The sequence below is a fragment of the Pseudomonas sp. S3_B08 genome (assembly GCF_054667725.1).
The window spans coordinates 4,658,116-4,680,578 of record NZ_CP162750.1 but is presented as its reverse complement, the minus strand read 5'-3'; the positions used below and the strand labels follow the sequence as shown (position 1 = coordinate 4,680,578).

19 protein-coding genes are annotated in these 22,463 nt (G+C 59.2%); 14 read left to right on the top strand and 5 right to left on the bottom strand.

Features of this window, described 5'->3' with window-relative positions:
- The first annotated feature begins 19 nt into the window (after positions 1-19).
- On the top strand, positions 20-1,168 hold the full coding sequence (locus tag AB4N73_RS21280; protein WP_095181216.1) for an NAD(P)/FAD-dependent oxidoreductase: 1,149 nt from the start codon (positions 20-22) through the stop codon (positions 1,166-1,168).
- Between the two features lie 190 nt (positions 1,169-1,358).
- Positions 1,359-1,634 (top strand): HU family DNA-binding protein, encoded by a 276-nt coding sequence (locus tag AB4N73_RS21275; protein WP_003213368.1) that lies wholly within the window; start codon positions 1,359-1,361, stop codon positions 1,632-1,634.
- 97 nt (positions 1,635-1,731) lie between these two features.
- On the opposite strand, the gene AB4N73_RS21270 is transcribed toward AB4N73_RS21275, so the two are convergent.
- The 5 genes from AB4N73_RS21270 to tssI all read right to left on the bottom strand — a co-directional run bounded on the left by AB4N73_RS21270 (position 1,732) and on the right by tssI (position 8,167).
- On the bottom strand, positions 1,732-2,088 hold the full coding sequence (locus AB4N73_RS21270) for a hypothetical protein (protein ID WP_150637178.1): 357 nt from the start codon (positions 2,086-2,088) through the stop codon (positions 1,732-1,734).
- A gap of 94 nt (positions 2,089-2,182) precedes the next feature.
- The gene (locus AB4N73_RS21265) at positions 2,183-4,513 is read right to left on the bottom strand and encodes a lipase family protein (RefSeq protein WP_305381790.1); all 2,331 of its coding nucleotides are present in this window, start codon (positions 4,511-4,513) and stop codon (positions 2,183-2,185) included.
- Entirely contained in the window at positions 4,510-5,301 is a 792-nt protein-coding gene (locus tag AB4N73_RS21260) for a hypothetical protein (protein WP_095181219.1), read from the bottom strand. The genes AB4N73_RS21265 and AB4N73_RS21260 overlap by 4 nt, the downstream gene beginning before the upstream one ends.
- Positions 5,298-6,146, bottom strand: coding sequence for a DUF4123 domain-containing protein (locus tag AB4N73_RS21255; RefSeq protein WP_095181220.1), 849 nt, complete (start codon positions 6,144-6,146; stop codon positions 5,298-5,300). The genes AB4N73_RS21260 and AB4N73_RS21255 overlap by 4 nt, the downstream gene beginning before the upstream one ends.
- Complete coding sequence (gene tssI, locus AB4N73_RS21250; protein ID WP_460142514.1) at positions 6,143-8,167, bottom strand: type VI secretion system tip protein TssI/VgrG; 2,025 nt, start codon at positions 8,165-8,167, stop codon at positions 6,143-6,145. The genes AB4N73_RS21255 and tssI overlap by 4 nt, the downstream gene beginning before the upstream one ends.
- Before the next feature lie 698 nt (positions 8,168-8,865).
- Here tssI and tssA point away from each other — a divergent pair.
- The 12 genes from tssA to AB4N73_RS21190 all read left to right on the top strand — a co-directional run bounded on the left by tssA (position 8,866) and on the right by AB4N73_RS21190 (position 22,287).
- Positions 8,866-10,428: a type VI secretion system protein TssA gene (gene tssA / locus AB4N73_RS21245; RefSeq protein ID WP_056790892.1), complete on the top strand. Its 1,563-nt coding sequence runs from the start codon at positions 8,866-8,868 to the stop codon at positions 10,426-10,428.
- Positions 10,429-10,460: 32 nt separating this feature from the next.
- On the top strand, positions 10,461-10,964 hold the full coding sequence (tssB, locus tag AB4N73_RS21240) for a type VI secretion system contractile sheath small subunit (protein WP_016772498.1): 504 nt from the start codon (positions 10,461-10,463) through the stop codon (positions 10,962-10,964).
- Between the two features lie 28 nt (positions 10,965-10,992).
- A complete protein-coding gene (gene tssC, locus AB4N73_RS21235) occupies positions 10,993-12,468 on the top strand; it encodes a type VI secretion system contractile sheath large subunit (RefSeq protein ID WP_016772499.1) in 1,476 nt (491 codons plus the stop codon).
- A gap of 9 nt (positions 12,469-12,477) precedes the next feature.
- Positions 12,478-12,885 (top strand): type VI secretion system baseplate subunit TssE, encoded by a 408-nt coding sequence (gene tssE / locus AB4N73_RS21230; protein ID WP_007920274.1) that lies wholly within the window; start codon positions 12,478-12,480, stop codon positions 12,883-12,885.
- An 11-nt stretch (positions 12,886-12,896) separates the two neighbouring features.
- Positions 12,897-13,421 (top strand): PAAR domain-containing protein, encoded by a 525-nt coding sequence (locus AB4N73_RS21225; RefSeq protein WP_122087903.1) that lies wholly within the window; start codon positions 12,897-12,899, stop codon positions 13,419-13,421.
- A 12-nt stretch (positions 13,422-13,433) separates the two neighbouring features.
- Positions 13,434-14,363, top strand: a complete 930-nt coding sequence (locus AB4N73_RS21220; protein ID WP_256807599.1) for a DUF6402 family protein — start codon at positions 13,434-13,436, stop codon at positions 14,361-14,363.
- Between the two features lie 52 nt (positions 14,364-14,415).
- A complete protein-coding gene (locus AB4N73_RS21215) occupies positions 14,416-14,829 on the top strand; it encodes a hypothetical protein (protein ID WP_064365134.1) in 414 nt (137 codons plus the stop codon).
- Between the two features lie 7 nt (positions 14,830-14,836).
- Positions 14,837-15,259: a hypothetical protein gene (locus AB4N73_RS21210; RefSeq protein ID WP_256807601.1), complete on the top strand. Its 423-nt coding sequence runs from the start codon at positions 14,837-14,839 to the stop codon at positions 15,257-15,259.
- A 69-nt stretch (positions 15,260-15,328) separates the two neighbouring features.
- Complete coding sequence (gene tssF, locus AB4N73_RS21205) at positions 15,329-17,116, top strand: type VI secretion system baseplate subunit TssF (RefSeq protein WP_256807608.1); 1,788 nt, start codon at positions 15,329-15,331, stop codon at positions 17,114-17,116.
- Entirely contained in the window at positions 17,080-18,087 is a 1,008-nt protein-coding gene (gene tssG, locus AB4N73_RS21200) for a type VI secretion system baseplate subunit TssG (protein WP_056790879.1), read from the top strand. The genes tssF and tssG overlap by 37 nt, the downstream gene beginning before the upstream one ends.
- A gap of 11 nt (positions 18,088-18,098) precedes the next feature.
- On the top strand, positions 18,099-20,756 hold the full coding sequence (tssH, locus tag AB4N73_RS21195; RefSeq protein WP_150637161.1) for a type VI secretion system ATPase TssH: 2,658 nt from the start codon (positions 18,099-18,101) through the stop codon (positions 20,754-20,756).
- Between the two features lie 10 nt (positions 20,757-20,766).
- The gene (locus AB4N73_RS21190) at positions 20,767-22,287 is read left to right on the top strand and encodes a sigma-54 interaction domain-containing protein (RefSeq protein WP_256807610.1); all 1,521 of its coding nucleotides are present in this window, start codon (positions 20,767-20,769) and stop codon (positions 22,285-22,287) included.
- Positions 22,288-22,463: the final 176 nt, after the last annotated feature.

The window sequence follows — 22,463 nt, the reverse complement described above, 5'->3', positions numbered from 1 at the left end:
GCAAATAGAGGAGTAAGGCATGAGCGCACCAGTCGTCATCATCGGCACCGGGCTTGCGGGCTACAACCTGGCCCGCGAGTTTCGCAAGCTCGACAGCGAAACCCCGCTGCTGCTGATCACCGCCGATGACGGCCGCTCTTACTCCAAGCCGATGCTCTCCACCGGCTTCGGCAAGAACAAGGACGCCGACGGCCTGAGCATGGCCGAACCCGGCGCCATGGCCGAGCAGTTGAAGGCCGAAGTGCGCACCCACACGCGCATCAGCGGCATCGACGCCGGCCACAAACGCTTGTGGATCGGTGAAGAAGCCGTGCCTTATCGTGATCTGATCCTGGCCTGGGGCGCGGAAACCGTGCGCGTGCCGATCGAAGGCGACGGCGCGGAACTGGTATTTCCGATCAACGATCTGGAAGACTACGCGCGCTTTCGTGCCGCAGCCGCGGGCAAGCGTCGGGTGTTGTTGCTCGGCGCCGGGCTGATCGGCTGTGAATTTGCCAATGACCTGATTCTCGGCGGCTACGAAGTGCAACTGGTCGCGCCGTGCGAACAAGTCATGCCAATGCTTTTGCATCCTGCCGCTGCGGCGGCCGTGCAGGCCGGGCTGGAAAGTATCGGGGCGAAGTTTCACCTCGGCCCGGTGCTGACCCGCCTTGAGCAAGTAGTCGATGGCCTGGAAGCGCACCTGTCCGACGGTCAGATCATCCCGTGCGATGTGGTGGTCTCGGCGATCGGTCTGCGCCCGCGCATCGATCTGGCAGCGGCTGCCGGCGTGCAGATCAATCGCGGCGTGATGGTCGATCGTTACCTGAAGACCTCTCACGCCAACATTTACGCCTTGGGCGATTGCGCCGAAGTCGACGGGCTCAACCTGCTTTACGTGATGCCGCTAATGAGTTGCGCGCGCGCGTTGGCGCAAACCCTCGCCGGAAACCCGACCGCGGTCAGCTATGGGCCGATGCCGATCACCGTGAAAACCCCGGTGTGCCCGCTGGTGGTTTCGCCGCCGCCACGGGGCAGCGAAGGCATTTGGAGCGTCGAAGGGCAGGGCGCCGACATCAAAGCGCTGTGCCACAGTGCCGACGGTCAGTTACTCGGATACGCCCTGACCGGCGGGGCAGTCATGGAAAAACTGGCCCTCAACAAACAACTGCCGCCGTTGCTGGCGTAAATGCCGGTCGTTCTGTCGCAAACACCGCTCTTTTGCCCCGACAAAGGTCTTGGGGAGACTGGCGCCGCCGTTGGCGGCGTGCCATTCTCACTCCCGTCTGCCGCAGAGTAGAGCCTGCGGCGCCTTGGGCGCTGTTCCAACGAGAACAGCACGGACATAACAACAAAAAACCGTCAAAGGGGCTTCACTAATGCGTAAACCAGAACTCGCCGCTGCAATCGCCGAAAAGGCAGACCTGACCAAAGAACAGGCCAATCGCGTCCTCAACGCCGTCCTCGAAGAAATCACCGGCGCCCTGCACCGCAAGGACAGCGTGACGCTGGTCGGCTTCGGCACCTTCCTGCAACGCCACCGCGGCGCCCGCACCGGCAAAAACCCGCAGACCGGCGAACCGGTCAAGATCAAGGCCAGCAACACCGTGGCGTTCAAGCCAGGCAAATCGTTGAAAGACAGCGTCAATCCTTGATGGCGGCGTGCTCCCCTGAATGACGGGGAGAACCGCAAATGAAAAATGGGCACACCGATTGCGGTCGGGTGCCCATTTTTTGTGGCTGTCTGTTGGCTTACTGGCGTCGGAAGCAGGCCTTGCCGTTGCCGAAATCCACGGCCAGGCAGTTTGGCTCGATCGCCAGTTGCAGGTCCTGGAACAGTCCGCCCAGATCGCTGTTGGAGGCAGGCTTGGTTTTGCTTTCCAGCAGTACTGTCTGGTTCTCGACTTTCCAGGTGCCTTTGGCAAAGCCATCGGCGCTGCCATACGCCACACCGGCATCAAAGGTGCCGTCGTTTCGCAACAGCAACTCGGCGCCCATTTCCATTGCGCCGGTCAGGTAGTAATGGCCTTCCAGCTGTGGGGTGTCCGCTGACGCTTGGGAGGCGGGCAGCCACATCAGTGCGGCGAAAAACAGTGGTTTCAGTTCCATGAAATGAAGCTCCTTGGCAGTTGTAGTAGAGGGAGCGCATTTTCGAGCGTTGGATTCTGGCACAGCCATGTTTTGCCCGCCCGTTGTTCAGGCGCTACACAATCGAATCAATATCCAGCTGAAACGGCGCGCCAACTGCATGCCCACCGGTCATCGCGGCGATAGCGGCGTCGTGGTCTTCAGCGGCTGGCGGGATCATCGCCAGTTGCTCCTGAACCAGGTTTTCAGGGTGGGCGTTCCAGCGCAGCAGACCTTCCTCGACCCATTCGGGCTGGTCGGCATAGCTGCCGTAAACGTCGGTCTCAGTGACCCGTTGACTGCGCAGCGCTGTCAGGCGGGCTTTGGTCATGCTGATCTTGTCTATTTCCTGATTGAGCATCAGCGTCTTGTGCGCGCGCTCCTGCTCTCGCACGTAAGAACGGTGGTTGTTTTGCAGATCGCGCTTAACGGCCCGCAGCTGTTGCTGAATATTCTCCAGCGCGCTGCTGATCCACTCGAATTCGCGATTGGTCACCAGCGAACGCTTGAGCTGCAGTGCTTCCTGCCAACGGCGCAAGCTGGCCCAGCAGCCGGGGATGTAGCTGCCGACCATTGAGTGGTGACCCCGGTCGAACAACTGCCGCAGAAACGATCCGCGTTCGGGCAAGCCGTTGGTAGCGCGCAGGGCCTTGGCGCAGCCGTGATCGACGATCGTGCTGCAACCCGGCTCCCAGAGAAGGGAGGATCGGTGGTCCTTGTCGAACTCAACGGGCATGAAATGGCGCAAAGCACCGTGATGCCCATAGTCGTCGCCAAAGAAATTGATGATTCCCCAGATCAGCAGGCCGAGGCCGGCGACCGGGTTGAAGCCCAGCACCACGGCGTTGGTTGCGTACATCGGCCCAGGCTTGGCAAAGGTGTTCATCCAGGTCGCCGGCACGCTCGGTACCGGATCGTTCTGATTGACGATGCGGTGATGCACCAGCGATCTGGCGCTTTCGATGAAGGTGGTGTCGCCGGCACGGGGGGCGCCGTAGGTGTAGAGCACGATTTGCGGGGAGAACTCCAGGTTGCGTCTCAGCATCTCGGACAGGATCAGTGCAACTGCACCGCCCAGACTGTGACCCGTGATCAGCAGCTTTTGCCCGCTGTAGAATTTTTCCAGATAAGTCACGATAAATGGATAAGCCGCCAAAGCGCCACCGTAGAAACCGCGGTGCACTTTGCCTTCGCCTTCGGCAAAGGGAACCTGATAGGCATCGCCGTCACGCCGGCCGTCGGGCCAGATCTCACTGGTACCGCGTACGCTGATCAGGATCAGTTCGTCGTGGTGGCAGATGAAAGCCTGAGTGTCCGTGCTTTCGACCTGTTTGCGATCATCGAAAAAATGCAGTCTGGCGGGGTGTTCTTGTTGATTCCCTAACGCGGGGTCATTCACTTCGGGGTAAAGATTCGGGTCAAACGGCACCACTTCCAGGCGTTTCGAATACGGCACGTCTTCATACAGTGGATAGTATTTCTGCGATTGTGAGTCATCGACCTTCCACAACTCATCGAACTGCGGCAGCGCGTGGCCGAACCAGTTGCCGCTGCTGGGCTGTAGCGGAAAGCTTACCGTGTCGGTCTGCACCGGTTGAGTGTTGGGTTCCTGTCCGAAATCGGTGTAGCTCAGCGTCGCCATCACCGACAGCTGATAAAGGTTGAGCGCGCAGAACGCGTCGCCTGTCGACAGCATTGGCCGTAGCGCTCTCATCGGCCGTACTTCCAGCACATGGTGTTTGTTCGGCAGCAGTGCGACGCCCTTGGGCGGCGGCGGGGAAAACCCCAACTCGACGGTGGCCATCTCCGCCGCACTCAAGATGGTGTGCAGTCCGCCATCCGCAGAAGTTTTATCGACGACCGTGAAGTCTCTGGACTTCGCAGCGGGGCGCATGAGCTTGTGCGCCGCCCTCTTCGGAGCGTCGCGACGAGCAGCCAGCGGCGGCAAGTGGGCGATGTATTTTACCAGTTCACTGACTTCGACCTGGCAGTACGCATCGGTTTCGGACAGGTCCTTGGCGGGGTTGGCCTGGGTGCGAGTGCCTGTTTTGTGGAAGAAGCGGGTTTTTTCGGCGCGGACTTGGAGTTCGGTGATGGGGAGAGGGTAGTGCGGTCGTTCCTTCAGTCGCGCATATACTTCCTCTTTACCCTGATAAAACTGACTGAGCTTCAGGGTTACGGGACCGCAGTAATGATCAAGAACTTTTCCGGAGCCCGAGGAATCCAGTTTGCCGGTATAAACAATATCTTCGTAATCGACGGCTTCGTAGGTCAAACCGGCGTAGGGTTTGCCATCACCGAACTCGTCCACCAATTGAAAACTTGTGGCTTGTCCGCGTCTTGGGCAGGCGTGGATGTTGCCTTGCATAAAGGCCGCAATGCCGGAATCTGTCGGCTCAATGCTCATGGGGTCTGATCCTTGTTTTCAGTGCAATCGGGGTAAATAGTGCAGATGCGCTCGTCTACCATCCTGAATGTGCTGAAGTCTTTGTAATTGCCGAAACAGAACGCATCCTGATCCTCAAAGGCTTTCCCCATGCAGCGCTTCCATCCGCCGGGCACTTTTACCCACGTGTCACCAAAAGCGGGCTTTTCCCGCTCAGATAATTGGATTTTCAGAGTCACCGTTTTTCCAGAAAGCTGAGTCAGCGTGTACGCCGTGAAAGGACGGCTCCGCCCGACATTGCCCTGTGCATCCATTTTTTTGCAGGTCAGCAGTTTGATCAGATAACGCTTCGGGCCCACCGTGCGAAAAGACCACATGCACTCACCAAAGAACTCAGCTGTCTCGTCATCTCTGAAACTACCCATCTGTCGTTCCAGCAACTCCGGACGTACAGCAATCGAGGCGTAGTCATAGCTGAAGTTGCTTCGCCCTGAACCATAAATACCGATGACCTTGATCTCGATGTAATTCAGCGCCAGCGGACATTCGCTTACGGTTCTGTACAGCGGGATCTCGGAAGTCCCTTGGTACTTCATATTGGTTTTGTTGTATCCCAGCTGAGTGTTTCTCCCGCCAGGCACGGTGCATGTTTGGCCCTTGGCCGGAACATAGGTGGCCGTCAGGTCGTACTTGAATCCAGGTGGAAAATCCGGAACAAACATAAAGGTGTTCGGGGTCTTCACCGTCGTACAACCCACCAGCAATCCCAGGCAACCACTCAGCAGCAACCCTCGTTTCAAGTTCCTCATCGACCTACCTCTCCCTGCCAATACAACGCTTCCTGATATACCCGCTCAAAATGCATCGCCGGATCTTCACCGGGTTTGGGCAGCCATGATTTGCCTGGCCGATATCCCGGTAACTGCAAACTGCGGGTCAGCAAGAAATGCACGTGCTCCGGTTGTTGCCAGCCCCACAGGTGCGTCAGTTGAATCAGGCCCCACAACCATTCATCGACGTCCAGTTGTTCGGCCAGCTCGGCCATGGCTTCGGTGTGTTCGCCGACCAGGTAACGGCGGGTGTTGTCGAACAGCACGTTGGCGTAGATCAGTTCCGGGGTCGGCGTGTGCAGCCACGGCGGATCCATCGGCAGCGGGTGGTGGCCGGGGTCCGGGTTGTCGATGGCGTTCCATCGTTCTGCGTGCCAATAGCAAACGCTGTTGAATGGCCCGAGAAACGCCGCGCGGTGCTCGGGTTGCAGGTGCGCCAGCGCACGTCCCAGAACCCGGTTGTCATGCACGCGGTACACCGCCTGATTCGGACGTTCGCCGGTTATCAGGCGATCGCGCCAATGCGCCGCCAGCAGATCAAGTTCGACGTGACGGGCACTGGCCAGCCAGCCCCAATTGCGCTCGGGCGTGGCGAGCAAGGTCTGGATCGCGGGATGCTGCGCCGTATCGATCTGCAACAGCAGCGGGCCGGTCGGCACCAGCGACTCGGCCGGCGTGCCGGTGTAGAGCGGACGAAACCGCTCGGTGCCGAGGTCGCGGGTCAACGCAGCGTGCTCTGCGCTGTGGCCGTCGGTGTCGAGCATCAGATACAGATCGCAGCCGGCGCGGGACTGAGCGTGCAACCATTGTTCGACCGGGCTCATGCGACTTCTCCCAGCTCGCACAGACCCGCTGCGCAGGCTTCGCACAGCGGGCAAAAATCCGCTGCCTGCTGGCGGGCGCTGTTGACGATCGACAGCGGCGTGGCGTTGATCGCAGCTGGCAGGCCGGCCTCAACTTGCAGCGGTTGTAGCGGTGCGAGAGCCGGCAGTGGCGCGCCGCCCTGAACGATGGGCACGCTGCTGAAAATCCCGCCGGCATTGATCACGATGTGATGACCGCCCGCTGACAGCGTCAGGCTCATGCCGGCATCGATCACCACGTTGCTTGCCGTGACATGCGCCTGCTGGCCGGCCTGGATCACCAGAGCGCCCAGGGTCTGGCTGCTGGTACCGCTGACCTGCAACAAGTCATCGGCGTTGATTACTGTGCTGCGCAGTCCTTGATGAGTGCGCGAATCCTTGCCCTCGATGAGACTGGTGCTGTCATTGCCGACATGCTCATGGCGGTCGCGAGTGATCAGGCTGCGGCTGTCGTTGAGGATCAGTTGCTCGAGGTCGCGCTGCGCGCGCAGGTAGATCTTCTCCTGCCCGGCGCGATCCTCGATCGACAGTTCGTTGTAGCCGCCATTGCGCGGTGAGCTCTGGCTGCGTAATACCGTGCGGGTTTTACTCGCCGACAAGGGATGGGCGACGGCATTGACCTTGTTGGCGACGCAGCCGGTAATCAGCGGTTGGTCCGGGTCGCCTTCCTGGAAGGTCACGACCACTTCCATGTCGACCCGGGGAATGGTCACCGCACCGAATCCGTCACCTGCCCAACTGGACGCTACGCGTAACCAGCAGCTGCTTTTTTCGCTGTTGCGTTCAGCGCGATCCCAGGGAAACTCGACACGAACCCTGCCGTATTCATCACAGAAGATCTCCTCTCCGGGAGGCCCGGTAACGCGCGCGGTCTGGCAGACCAGCAAGGGTCTTGGCGCGGGCAAAGGCGGACGGTAAACCACCTCTGCGGGAATGGCCCTGAAGGTATTGCGGTAGCCCTGGGAAAAACCATCGGCAGGATTCGCCTCGCTGCTGAAAGCCTCTTCGAGTACTGCCGGTTGCTTGCCTTCGTGACTGAGACTGACCAACAGCCACAACTCGTTGCAGTCGGCCCTGGGATGTTCGCTCAGCTTGAACAGGTGACCGCTGCGCAAAATCGGCTGATTGCTTTTGCCTTCAATCCATTGATAGTCGCTGCGATGGCGCTCCAAGGCCTGACGCGCCAGCTGTTTGCCGTGCTTCTCGGACTTGATCAGCAGTGGATAGCGATAGTCCTCCAGAGCCGGCGTGAACTCGGCGGTGAAGCGGCTTTCCAGCAGCAGGCTTGGGCGCATGAGGTCATAGTCGCGGCGGGTGACCGTGCTGGTACGGGTGTTGAAGCCCATGCTCAGGTGGTTGACCACCGGGTGTTCGGCGACCATGCCGCTATCCACCCGAAAGGCTGTCGTACCCAATTTGCGCGCGAACACCGGGCTGTCGCTGAACACCAGCAAGTGCCTGTCGAGCGAATGCTGGTGGTGCCAGGCAATACCCTCTTCGGCGCACAGACGCTGAATGAACAGGAAGTCGCTTTCGCCGTATTGCGTGCAGTACTCACGAGGCTCACCGGCGGCGACATTGAACGTGAAGTCATCGGCCTGGATGCCATGGCCTTTGAGGACTTGCGCGATGATCTGCGGCACTGTCAGTTGCTGAAAAATCCGCTGGTCGTGGCTCATTTGCAGATAATGCAGCGCCGGTACCAGTGACAGCTCATAGCGGGTCAGGCGCTTTCCCGATTCGCCGAGCATGACATTTTCGATCCGCCCGTGAATGCCTTCGCCCGCTAACCCGAATTGCAGAAAAGCAGGCTGGCTGAGCAGGCTTTCCAGATCGAAATCCGCGTACTCGCTCACCAGCTCGATGCGAAATGCGTACAGCTGACTGATCGCTTCGGTGCCAGTGAACGCGAGCACCTTGAAGTCGTGACGAATGGCCGGGATATGCAGTGAGAATGGCGCGCAGTGGCCTTTGCCGAACATGGGCTTGTCCTTAAGCAAAGTGAGTCAACGCGCGATACCGTCCTCCCTGATCGCCGCGCATGAAAAGTTGCCAAGGCAAGCTAGCGGCGCGGCAAACTAATTGATGTAAGAAGTATCCCTGAAATTTGTCAGAGTATTCCGGTGTGGAAGTCTTGGTTGGGATGCGAGAAGTGTCTGTAGGACGCGGCTCGGATAACTATCGAAGTGCCAGTATTTGCCGGGGGAGTAAAGTTTCAGAATAATGAAATGCCATCATTATAGTGGCACTTTTTGCATTGATCGTTGTCGCTGCAAACTTCTCGATGGAACCCGGTCATTTTAGGAAGTGTCCTACTTCTATTTTTTTTTGAATTTGGCATGCTGCACGCCGCTCGAGGGTGCGGGCGTCAGGTAAACTCGCCCGGCTGCGGCCGAGGCTCTGGGACAATGGTTTGGCGGGAGCCGGGAAAATGCGCTGATTTATAAACGGCATCAGGGAAACCCCTGCGACATATAGGGCGATCTCCTACAGATCGCAATGAACAGTTCGTCTTGTTGTTTAATCAGATGCTTGCTAGTGGCCATCATAGTGATTACGATGCGCCCACTTGAAAGAGCACATCTCAATTGGATGAGTCGCTGAACTGCTCTTCGATACTGTCCCGCGTTGCTGAAACTCCATTCGCGCGCATGACTGTAATCCTTAATAAAGGCCATGGATGTCCTACTCAAGCAAACTTTCCGCCCATTACCTCGAACTCGCAAAAGTCTCTGTTTCCAAAGAGAATTTCGCGGGCGAAGACGTTCGTTTTTCGAGCGAGTTCGAGGCGCTGGAAAGTGAGCTGGCCAAGGCTTCGTCGATGCACGAAAGCGGGCAGATCGACTGGCTGAAAATCCGCGAAAACAGTGAAAATCTGCTGCGTACCCAATCCAAGGATCTGCGTGTCGGCGCCTGGCTGACGTGGTCGCTGTACCAGCGCGAATCCTTCCCCGGGCTGCTTGCCGGCCTCGGTCTGCTGCACCATCTGTCGGAAAACAACTGGGCCGACGTCCACCCGCTCAAACCCCGCACCCGTGCCGCCGCGATCGGCTGGCTGGTGCCGCGTCTCGAGCAGGTCATCACCGAAAACATTGCGATCAAAGAGCAGTTGCCGATGTTCCGGCAGCTCTCTGAGCACCTGGCCGGTCTTGAGGCCGCGTGCACTGAACATCTGGGCGATGACGCGCCACTGCTGCTGCCGATCTCCCGCCGCCTGAAAACCATGATCCAGCGTGCCGCCGACAACCAGCCGGCGCCCGGCGTGGTGGGCGCGGCGGTGGCGCAGGTCAAGCAGGCCGCGACCCAGCTGCTCACTCCTGGCGCACCGATCGACAACGAGCGGGATGCGCACAAAGCCCTGCGCGCCCAGCAGGACAGCGCCCGGCCGTTGTGTGCCTGGTGGCTCAAGCAGAAGGCTACCGATCTGCGTGCCCTGCGCCTCAATCGCACGCTGTTGTGGATGACCATCGACGCAGTGCCCGAGCGCAACGCCGAGCAGATCACCGTGCTGCGCGGTCTGCCGCTGGAAAAGCTCAAGCTCTATCAGGACCGTTTCGATCAGGGCAAATACGCCGACCTGCTGGTGGAACTGGAGGCGAGCCTGGCGAAGGCGCCGTTCTGGTTCGATGGCCAGAGGATGGTCTGGGAATGTCTCCAGAACCTCAACGCCGAGCTGGCCATGCGCGAAGTGGAAATCCACTTCGCGCTTTTGATTCAGCGCCTGCCGGGCATCATCGAGTTGCGCTTCCATGACGGCGCGCCGTTTGCCGATCCGTCCACCCGGGCGTGGATCGCCGCCAATGTCATGCCGCACCTGCAAAGCGCCAGCGCGCCGCGCAAGGTCGAAAGCGAGAACGTCGAAACCCAGCCGGCCTGGGAAAAAGCCCTCGAGGAAGTCCAGCCGATTCTGCGCAAGGAAGGCTTGAAGCCGGCCGTGCAGATTCTCAAGCAGGGTCTGCAATCGGCCCACGGTGGCCGCGAACGCTTCTTCTGGCAGTTCACCCTCGCGCGGCTGTGTTTCCTGGCCAAGAAATACGAACTGGCCAAGAACCAGCTCGAAACCCTCGATCAGACATTACAGGACTCAGGCCTGCACGCCTGGGAGCCCGATCTTGCATTGCAAGTGCTGCACCTGCTGCACAGTTGCTGCGAGTTGTTGCCGCAGAACCACGCCGTACGTGAAAGCAAGGAAGAGATTTATCGCAGGCTGTGCCACCTCGACCTCGAAGTGGTACTCGAATAGGCCCCAGGGCCACAACCGCAAGGAGAAAAGCCATGGCCAAAGAAGGCTCGGTAGCCCCCAAGGAACGCATCAACGTCACCTTCAAACCCGCCACCGGCGGAGCTCAGGAAGAGATTGAACTGCCGCTGAAGCTGCTGGCAATCGGTGACTACACCCACCGCAAGGACGATCGCAAAATCGAAGATCGCAAGCCGATCAGCATCGACAAGATGACCTTCGACGAAGTGTTGGCCAAGCAAGAGCTGGGTCTGACGCTGAGCGTGCCGAACCGTCTGCAGGAAGATGGCGAGGCTGAAGAGCTGGCCGTGCAATTGCGCGTCAATTCGATGAAGGACTTCAACCCGGCCAGCCTGGTCGAGCAAGTGCCTGAGCTGAAAAAACTGATGGAACTGCGCGATGCGCTGGTGGCCCTCAAAGGCCCGCTGGGTAACGCACCTGCGTTCCGTAAAGCGATCGAAGGCGTGCTCGCCGACGACGAATCCCGCGGTCGCGTACTCGGTGAGCTGGGCCTGAACGCCGCAGCCCCGGACGCCTGAGACTCCAGTAGCCAAGGAAGCCAACACAATGAGCACTAGCGCAGCACAAGAGAAGAGCGCCGCCAGCGGCGAATACAGCATTCTCGACAGCATCATCGCCGAAACCCGTCTGACTCCGGACGACGAAGCCTACGACATCGCCAAGCGTGGCGTGTCGGCGTTCATCGAAGAGCTGCTCAAGCCGCAGAACAACGGTGAGCCGGTCAAGAAAGCCATGGTTGACCGCATGATCGCCGAGATCGATGCCAAGCTCAGCCGTCAGATGGACGAGATCCTGCACCACCCGGATTTCCAGGCGCTGGAATCGTCGTGGCGTGGTCTGCAGTTGCTGGTCGACCGCACCAACTTCCGCGAAAACATCAAGATCGAAATCCTCAACGTCTCCAAAGAAGACCTGCTGGACGATTTCGAAGATTCGCCGGAAGTCATGCAGTCGGGCCTGTACAAGCACATCTACACCGCTGAATACGGCCAGTTCGGTGGTCAGCCGGTGGGCGCGATCATCGCCAACTACTACATGTCGCCAAGCTCGCCAGACGTCAAGCTGATGCAGTACGTGGCCAGCGTTTCGTGCATGTCCCACGCGCCGTTCATCGCTGCCGCCGGGCCGAAATTCTTCGGTCTGGAAAGCTTCACCGGCCTGCCGGATCTGAAAGATCTGAAAGACCACTTCGAAGGCCCGCAATTCGCCAAATGGCAGAGCTTCCGTACTTCGGAAGACTCGCGCTACGTTGGTCTGACCGTGCCGCGTTTCCTGCTGCGTAACCCGTACGATCCGGAAGAAAACCCGGTGAAATCGTTCGTGTACAAGGAAACCGTTGCCAACAGCCACGAGCACTACCTGTGGGGCAACACCGCTTACGCCTTCGGCACCAAGCTGACCGACAGCTTCGCCAAATTCCGCTGGTGCCCGAACATCATCGGCCCGCAGAGCGGTGGCGCGGTTGAAGACCTGCCGTTGCACCACTTCGAAAGCATGGGCGAAATCGAAACCAAGATCCCAACCGAAGTATTGGTTTCCGACCGTCGTGAATACGAACTGGCCGAGGAAGGCTTCATCTCCCTGACCATGCGCAAAGGCTCCGACAACGCGGCGTTCTTCTCCGCAAGCTCGGTGCAGAAGCCGAAGTTCTTCGGCATCAGCGCAGAAGGCAAGGCGGCAGAGCTGAACTACAAGCTCGGCACCCAACTGCCGTACATGATGATCGTCAACCGCCTGGCTCACTACTTGAAAGTGCTGCAGCGCGAGCAACTCGGTTCGTGGAAAGAGCGTACCGACCTCGAGCTGGAACTGAACAAGTGGATCCGTCAGTACGTTGCCGACCAGGAAAACCCGAGCGCCGAAGTGCGTGGCCGTCGTCCGCTGCGCGCTGCGCAAGTGATCGTCAGCGACGTTGAAGGCGAGCCGGGCTGGTACCGCGTGAGCTTGAACGTGCGTCCGCACTTCAAGTACATGGGTGCCGATTTCACCCTGTCGCTGGTTGGCAAGCTGGACAAAGAGTAAGAGCGACTCATGGACGGATACGGCAGCCTGTTCGAACGCCTCAACGGCGACGCACAACTACGCAAGGGCAACAGCCTTGAGGCTTGTGCCATGGCGTCAGTGGCTGCCCATCTGGCCAAAATGCTCAGCACCCGGGCCGGCAGCGTGCAAACGCTGGCCGACTACGGGTTGCCCGATCTCAATGACATGCGTCTGAGCCTGCACGACTCCCTGAGTCAGGCACGTCTGGCTATCGAAAACTTCATCGAAGCCTACGAGCCACGCCTGAGCAATGTGCGTGTCATTTCCCTGCCGCGTGACCACGATCAACTTCGCCTGGCCTTCAGTATCGAAGGCCTGCTGGAAGTCGAGGGGTTCAAGCGTCAGGTCAGTTTTTCCGCGCGCCTGGATGGCAGCGGTCAAGTCAAGGTCACCTAAGGAGATCCCCGATGTCTGGCAAACCCGCAGCACGCGTATCCGACCCCACCGCTTGCCCGCTCCCCGGCCACGGCACCAACCCGATCGCCGCCGGTTCCGGCGACGTATTCTTCGACGGCCTCGCGGCCGCCCGCCAAGGCGATGCGTCGGCGTGTGGTGGTGCGATGTCGGGCGGTTTGGCGACCACTGTGTTGATCAACGGCAAGCCTGCCGCGACGGTTGATTCGGTGGGGACCCATGGCAACAAGGTTACGGCTGGATCCGGCACGGTGATTATTGGCAATTCGCATACGCCGGCACCGTTTGTGCCGCCGTTGCCGGTGGAGATCAAATGGCCGTTCAACGAGCACTACGTGATCAATTGTCAGGACTCTGGGAAGCCACTGGCGGGAGTGGCATACAGCTTCAAAACAGCCTCGGGGAAAGTTATCAGTGGGGTCACGGGAGCCGACGGGAAGACGCAAAAAATCTCGTCCTCTATAGCGGAGTCCTATGAGTTGACTATTGAACAGCAATCTGAAGTCGTAATTGGATAAAAGGATTTTGTTATGGCGGATACGAAAATAGCATCAAGTCTGACGCCGGCCAGTAACCAAACTGGTAAGTCTGCAGCTGTCCGTCAATTCAAAATCACAGATATACCTGATGCGATGGATAAGATGAAATGGCCAGTTGCTGCGAAGCTTATGCGCCACTGGTTTGATGGCGCGCCATGGCCAACCGCCGATGGTGCGATGAGTAAAGAGGTCAAAGACCATATTGCTCTTGCTGACATCGCCTACGTGAATGACACTATCGTAAAAATGGACTGGTTGATGCAGTTTGAACCTGCGAAAGCTGTCATTGAAGAGCTTAAGTCTGCTTGGGATAATACTGCAGGTCGTAATAATATAAGCAAGAAGATTAAAGATAAGTATCTTGGCTCGGCGCCGGGTGTCTATCCTTTTAAGTTTGCGAGCGCCAGGAAGGTTGAAGAGTTTGGATACAGCAATAGTCGAGCAGTTAAATTTGGCCTGATAGACAAGACTGATGAGTTGCGAGCTGCGCTGGCAAACTTTAATGTCCGCGTATTTCCAGAAGGAAAACTGGTGATTTCCGTAGATAGCATTCAGCTGTTTGTGGAGCGAATTGGGTTTTATGCTGAGGACGCGTATGACTTCAATGACTCACCGGATGACAATTTCAGTCAGCCATTGGGGTTCTGGAACTTTGATGGTATAGCCAACCCTGCCTATGCGGCCACCGCAAATACCGGTGCAGCGCAGATGAAGTCAGACATCGCTTCAAACCCCTATATCAGTGCGGAAGATTCTCAGGCGATGTTTAGGGAAATAGAGAGCTCGCGTTATTTCTATATTACAAATTCTCACTTTGTAAAATATCGGATGGAATTTAAAAAAGGCGGTGATTTCCAGGTTTTGTCTGATGTTCAATATCAAAACGTTCCCGCGACAGTTATTAATGTTTGGAATAAATGATGCGCATTTTTACTCGTGTACAATCCGCTGTCGAACTGGGTGTGGCGAAAAAATGACTACGCTTAAAAAGAAATGGCTAGTGCCTATCAGTTTGCTCTTGGTGTTTATTGCGTTGCTCGTTTATTGCTTGAACGCAATGCTGGATTATCCTGCAAGTACAACTACAGCTAGTCCCTCGGGCCGCTACACAATTGAGAATGTACGTGTCGGCAGGATCTTCATGCTTGGTGGCATGGCGTATTTAAGAGTTATCGATTCAAAAGAGCCAGAAAAGGTATATCGAACCCCGTTGTATGATACTCAGTCATTGGATATGCGTACATTTGAAGATGATGCTGAGGTTGGAATTACTTGGATCTCCTTCGAAAAGAAAGATAAGGCTTTTGTAATTTCCATGCCGCAATGGGAAGAAAGCTGGCTGAATATTTTCATCAGTAATACACCCTACGAGATTCTGGAAAACTGATAGCAGTATGAATAGCTACGTCCGTCTCGACCTATGTTTATTAACCCACGCCCTCGGATGCGTGGCTTATGCATTCTTGAATTACGCGGTTGTGCATGCTTACAAGCTTTTTAACGGCGGATTTACCTCCCATGGCGTCGCCATCGGAATTGCGACTTACTCACTGTTTTACATTTTTCTGGGCGTCAATCTGATCGTTGCGCTGACTCCAAATCTGGTTGCCAAGCTGGTCATCCTTTTTCTGATGGTGGGCTTCATCCTGCTCTGGATGCTACCCGACAACCCGTTCAGAGCCCTGTTCTACGGCGTGGCCCAAGGTTGCGTCACGTTGCTGGCGATCCTCACCACTCAAGTCATCGAGTTGCGCTGGGCTTTGCGAAACATCACAGGTCGCATTCAGCCAAGTCGGCCTGCAGGTGCAATCCAATGACCAAGTCGGGCGTTGAACGTAATTCACAGGTCGGTAATTCCATGAGCTCCATTACCAGGCAGGTACCCCGTGTCCTTTAACCACTACTACCAAAGCGAACTCACCGCACTGCGCCAGCTCGGTCGCCGTTTCGCCGAGCGTAGTCCGGCGCTGGCGCCGTATCTGGGGCAGGCCGGGCGGGACCCGGATGTGGAGCGGTTGCTCGAAGGCTTTGCGTTCCTGACCGGGCGTTTGCGCCAGAAGCTCGATGACGAACTGCCGGAGCTCAGCCATTCGCTGATGCAGCTGCTGTGGCCGAACTACATGCGCCCGCTGCCGGCGTTCAGCATTCTGCAGTTTGATCCGCTCAAGCGTTCCGGGCCGGCGCTGCTGGTTGAGCGCGATACGCCGATCGAGAGCAAGCCGATCGAAGACGTGCGCTGCCGCTTCCGTACGTGCTACCCGACCGAAGTGTTGCCGCTGGATCTGGCCGCGCTGAATTACTCGGTCAAGGGCGATGGCTCGCTGCTCAGCCTGCGCCTGGAGATGAGCGCTGACGGCCACCTCGGGGAACTGGAGCTGAGCAAGTTGCGCCTGCACTTTGCCGGTGAGCGCTACATCAGCCAGATGCTCTACCTGAGCCTGCTGCGCAACCTCGACGGCATCGAGCTGATCCCGCTCGACGCCGCCGGCAAGCCGATTGATGGCGTCAGCGGCAAGCCGATGGCGTTCAAGATTCCCGGTGATCGGGTCAAACCAGTGGGCTTTGCCGAAGAAGAAGCGTTGATTCCGTATCCGCTGAACACCTTCCGTGGCTATCGCTACCTGCAGGAATATTTCGCCTTCCAGGACAAGTTCCTGTTCGTCGACGTCAACGGTCTGGACATTCTCAAGGCGCTGCCGGAAGACACGCTCAAGCAGATGCGTGGTCTCGAACTGCGCTTCGACATCCGCAAGAGCGGCATCATGCGCATGCGCCCGACCCTCGATAACGTGAAGCTGTTCTGCACGCCGATCGTCAATCTGTTCGAGCACGACGCGCTGCCGATCCGTCTCGATGGCAAGCAGGACGAGTACCTGTTGCTACCAGCGGAATACGACCTGGAAAACTGCGGTGTGTTCTCGGTGGAAACCGTCACTGGCTGGAAGCCCGGCGGTCTCGGTTATCAGGAATACGTGCCGTTCGAGTCCTTCGAGCACGACCCGAGTTTCGACGTGCCCAACAGCCGTCCGCATTACAGCATTCGCCAGCGTTCGTCCTTATTGCATGACGGCCTCGACACTTACCTGAGCTTCGGCATCCGCCACACCGAAGCCCACGAAACCCTGTCGATCGAGCTGATGTGCACCAACCAGAACCTGCCGAAAAAGCTCAAGCTCGGCGACATCTGCATGGCCAGCGAGCAGACCCCGGAATTCCTCAGTTTCCGCAACATCACCCCGGCCACTCCGAGTTTCGCGCCGCCGCTGAACCGTGACTTCCTGTGGAAGCTGATCAGCAACATGTCGCTTAACTATCTGTCGCTGGCGGACGTCAATGCGTTGAAGGTGATTCTGGAAACCTACGACCTGCCTCGCTACTACGACCAGCACGCGGAAAAGGTCAGCAAGCGCCTGCTCGGCGGCCTCAAGCACATCAAGCATCACCACGTCGACCGCCTGCATCGCGGTCTGCCGGTGCGCGGTTTGCGCACCGAACTGACCATCGACCCGGAAGGCTATATCGGCGAAGGCGACCTGTTCGTCTTCGCTTCGGTTCTCAACGAGTTTTTCGCGCTTTACGCCAGTCTCAATTCATTCCATGAACTGCGGGTAAAAAGCACACAGGGAGAGGTGTACCAATGGACACCACGTATGGGCCTGCAGCCCCTGCTTTAAGCGGGCTGACCAAGGTAATACGCGAGTACTCGCTGTTTCAGGCCGTGCTGCTGGTGATCGACCGGCTGCGCGAGGCACACCCGCATCTGAGCGAAGACGATCTGTACGACCAGGTCGAGTTCCAGGCCAACCCGAGCCTGGGCTTTCCGCGCAGCGACGTCGATCGCGTCGAGTTTTTCGAAGAGCACGGCAAGATGCGCGCGCGCATGCGCTTCAACCTGATCGGCCTGGTCGGCTCCGGTTCGCCGCTGCCAGCGTTCTATGGCGAACAAGCCCTGGGCGACAGCGAGGACGGCAACCCGACGCGCAATTTCCTCGACCTGTTCCACCATCGCCTGCAACGACTGATGCTGCCGATCTGGCGCAAGTACCGCTACCGCGCGAGCTTCCAGAGCGGCGCGATCGACCCGTTCTCGGCGCAACTCTTTGCGCTGATCGGCCTGGGCGGCGACGAGATCCGCAAGGCCAAGGAACTCAACTGGAAACGCCTGCTGCCGTACCTCGGTTTGCTCAGCTTGCGGGCGCACTCGGCGGCGTTGATCGAAGCCGTGCTGCGTTACTACTTCAAGCACGAAGACCTGGTCATCGAGCAGTGCATCGAGCGCCGCGTGGAAATTCTCGACGAGCAGCGCAATCGTTTGGGCCGCGCCAACAGCGTACTCGGGGAAGACCTGGTGCTGGGCGAGCACGTGCGCGACCGCAGCGGCAAATTCCGCATTCACATCACCGAACTCGACTGGCAGCGATTCCATGAATTCCTGCCGATCGGGTTCGGCTACCAGCCGCTCTGCGCGCTGGTGCGGTTCACCTTGCGTGACCCGCTCGATTACGACATTCGCCTGGTCCTGCGCCAGGAAGAAATCCGCGAACTGCGCATCGGTGAGCAGAACGCCTGTCGCCTCGGTTGGACCAGTTGGCTGGGACGCGAGAAAGCGGACGGCGTGGTAACCCTGGGCAGCAAAATTCATTAAGGACGTGAGCCATGATCAACGTAGACCTGCAACAACTCATCCAGGCGCTGGACGCCGAAACCCGTCGTGATCTGGAACGTTCGGCCGAGCGTTGCGTCGCCCGTGGCGGCAGCAAGATCCTCGTCGAAGACTTGCTGCTGGGCTTGCTCGAGCGCCCGAACGGCTTGCTGTCGCGCGCGCTGCAAGATGCTGACGTCGACGCCGGTGAACTGACCGCTGCATTGCAGTCGCGGGTCGAGCACAGTGCTTCGCGCAACCCGGTGTTCGCCCCGGAACTGGTGCAATGGCTGCAAGACGCACTGCTGGTGGCCAACCTCGAACTGGGCCAGACCCAGGTCGAAGACGCGGCGCTGATCCTGGCGTTGCTGCGCAACCCGATGCGTTATGCCGGCAGCCGCTATCAACCGCTGCTTGCCAAACTGAACATTGATCGCCTGAAAGAATTTGCCCTGTCGCAACAGGAGCAACCGGCGGCCAACGGCAAACCGGCCGCACAGGGCGAATCGCTGTTGCAGCGCTTCACCCACAACCTGACCCAACAGGCCCGCGACGGCAAACTCGACCCGGTGCTCTGCCGCGATGGCGCGATCCGCCAGATGGTCGACATCCTTGCCCGTCGGCGCAAGAACAACCCGATCGTCGTCGGTGAGGCCGGTGTCGGTAAGACCGCCATCGTCGAAGGCCTCGCCTCGCGCATCGCTGCTGGTGAAGTGCCGCAGGTGCTCAAAGGCGTTGAATTACTCTCGCTGGACATGGGCCTGTTGCAGGCCGGCGCCAGCGTCAAAGGTGAATTCGAGCGTCGTTTGAAAGGCGTGATTGATGAGGTCAAAGCCTCGCCAAAACCGATCATTCTGTTCATCGACGAAGCTCACACCCTGATCGGCGCGGGCGGCAATGCCGGCGGTTCCGACGCGGCCAACCTGCTGAAACCGGCACTGGCCCGTGGCGAACTGCGCACCATCGCTGCCACCACCTGGGCCGAGTACAAGAAATACTTCGAGAAAGACCCGGCGCTGGCGCGTCGCTTCCAGCCCGTGCAACTGCACGAACCGACCGTCAGCGAAGCGGTGACCATTCTGCGTGGTCTGGCTCAGGTCTACGAGAAGAGCCACGGCATCTACCTGCGCGATGACGCGGTGGTGTCCGCTGCTGAATTGTCCGCGCGTTACCTGGCCGGTCGGCAACTGCCGGACAAGGCTGTAGACGTCCTCGACACCGCGTGCGCCCGCGTGCGCATCAGCCTCGCTGCGGCCCCGGAAAGCCTCGAGCGCCTGCGTGGCGAACTGGCTGAAGGCGGCCGCCAGCGTCAGGCCCTGCGCCGCGATGCCGAGGCCGGTCTGCTGATCGACCACGAAGCGCTGGAGGCGCTGGAAGCGCGGCTGGACGAAGCCGAAAGCGAGATGGTTGCGCTCGAGACCCTGTGGACTGAGCAGAAAGAGCTCGCCGAGCGTCTGCTGGAACTGCGTCAGCAACTGGCCAAGGCCCGCGAGGCTGCAGCTGTTGAGCCGACCGTCAGCGTGGAAGAAGACGCCGAAGGCACCGTGATTGAAACTGTGGTCGCCGAAGTCGAAGAAGGCCAGAGCGTCGAAGCTCTGGAAGCTCAGCTGCATGAAACCCACGCCGCGTTGACTGCCGCGCAAGTCAAAGAACGCCTGGTCAGCTTCGAAGTCTGCCCGCGTCTGGTTGCCGAAGTGATCAGCGCCTGGACCGGCGTGCCGTTGGCGCAACTGGCCCGCGAGCACAACGCCAAGGTCGCCAGTTTCGCCACCGACCTGCGCACACGCATCCGTGGTCAGGAGCAAGCCGTGCACGCGCTGGATCGTTCGATGCGCGCAACCGCTGCCGGTCTGAACAAGCCTGATGCACCGGTCGGTGTGTTCCTGCTGGTCGGCCCGAGCGGCGTCGGCAAGACTGAAACCGCGCTGGCCCTGGCTGACCTGCTGTACGGCGGCGACCGCTTCATCACCACCATCAACATGTCCGAGTTCCAGGAAAAGCACACCGTCTCGCGTCTGATTGGTGCGCCACCGGGCTACGTCGGTTACGGCGAGGGCGGCATGCTCACCGAAGCCGTGCGCCAGAAGCCGTATTCGGTGGTGTTGCTCGATGAAGTCGAGAAGGCTGATCCGGACGTGCTCAACCTGTTCTACCAAATCTTCGACAAAGGCGTGGCCAACGACGGCGAAGGTCGCGAGATCGACTTCCGCAACACGTTGATCCTGATGACCTCCAACCTCGGTAGCGACAAGATCAGCGAACTCTGCGAATACGGCGCGCGGCCGACCGCCGAAGTGCTCGAAGAAACCATTCGCCCGGTACTCAGCAAACACTTCAAACCGGCGCTGCTGGCGCGGATGAAAGTGGTGCCGTACTACCCGGTGGGCGGCCCGGTGCTGCGCGAGCTGATCGAGATCAAACTCGGCCGTCTCGGCGAGCGCCTGAACCGTCGTCAGCTGGAGTTCAGCTGGTGCCAGAACCTCGTCGATCACCTGTCCGAGCGTTGCACGCAAAGCGAAAGCGGTGCGCGCCTGATCGATCATCTGCTCGATCAACACGTGCTGCCGCTGGTGGCCGATCGTCTGCTTGATGCGATGGCGACCGGCGAGAGCCTCAAGCGTGTGCATGCCACGCTCGACGGCAACTCCAGCGTGACCTGCGAGTTCGTCTGAGGTGGGCGTGATGTTCACTCAGGTGCCGCAGCCACTGGTCTATGCCGAAGCGTTGCTGGCGCAGTTCGCCAGTCTGTCGCGGGCGGCGGACAGTGCTGCGCTGCTGGGTGAATTCGTCCGTGGGTTGGCCGAGCTGAGCGGCTGTGAATTGACGCAGCTGTATCTGCTCGATGCCACCCACACTTGCCTGGGGATGAACGCCGAGTGCCTCGACGGTGCGCTGCAACCGCGTCAGGCGGCGAGCCTGCCGGCGGATTACAACGGCGAGCAACTGCTGCAATTCGCCCTGTGCCAGAACCGCGTGGTGTGCCTCGACGACCTGACCGGCAGCCTGCACGAAACCAGTTTTCTGCCGGCGGCGAGCACGCCGTGGCAGTCGCTGTTGTGCGTGCCGTTGGTCAATCAGCACAAGTCGGTCGAGGGTTTGCTGCTGTGTGCCAGCCGTCGGCGTACTGACCTGCAGGGGTTTGCCGATTCCCTCGGCCAGCTCGGCTCGTTCGTGCTCGGCCAACTGCATCTGCTGCAACGCCTGCGTCAGCCAGCCGCCGAATCGGCCACCGCCACACGCAGCGTGCCGAGCATCAGCGGCTACGGCCTGATCGGCAAAAGCGCGGCGATGCGCCAGACCTATTCGCTGATCAGCAAGATCCTTCACAGCCCGTACACCGTGCTGTTGCGTGGCGAGACCGGCACCGGCAAGGAAGTAGTGGCGCGGGCGATCCACGATTGCGGCCCGCGTCGCTCCCAGGCGTTCATCGTGCAGAACTGCGCGGCGTTCCCGGAAAACCTGCTGGAAAGCGAACTGTTCGGCTATCGCAAGGGCGCCTTCACCGGCGCCGATCGAGATCGCACAGGGCTGTTCGACGCGGCCAATGGCGGCACGTTGCTGCTCGATGAAATCGGCGACATGCCGTTGTCGCTGCAAGCGAAGATTCTGCGTGTGTTGCAGGAAGGCGAGATTCGTCCGCTGGGTTCCAACGACACGCACAAGATCGACGTGCGCATCATCGCCGCAACGCACCGTGATCTGGCGGCACTGGTCAGCGAAGGCAAGTTCCGCGAGGACTTGTACTACCGCCTCGCACAATTCCCGATCGAGCTGCCGGCCCTGCGTCAGCGCGAAGGCGACATCCTCGATCTGGCCCGGCATTTCGCCGAGAAGACCTGCACCTTTCTGCAGCGTGACCCGGTGCGCTGGTCGGACTCGGCGCTGGAGCATCTGTGCGGTTACACCTTCCCCGGCAACGTTCGCGAACTCAAGGCACTGGTCGAGCGCGCGGTGTTGCTCTGCGAGGGTGGCGAGTTGCTCGCCGAGCATTTTTCCCTGCGTCTGGAACCGATGCCCGAAGACAACAGCGGCCTGAATCTGCGCGAACGCCTGGAGCAAGTCGAGCGCACTTTGCTGCTCGATTGTCTGCGCAAGAACGACGGCAACCAGACCCTCGCGGCCCGCGAGCTGGGCCTGCCACGGCGCACGCTGCTGTACCGCCTCGGGCGCCTGAATATCAATTTGGGTGACTTTGATGGTTGAGCTACAGCACTTCTTCGAACCCAACACATACCCTGTGGCGAGGGGATTTATCCCCGTTCGGCTGCGCAGCAGTCGCAGTCCGGTACATACGGTTTCACTGAGAAATCGCGCTGGCAGGTTATGGGGGCGCTGCGCACTCCAACGGGGACAAGTCCCCTCGCCACGGGAGGTCGCCG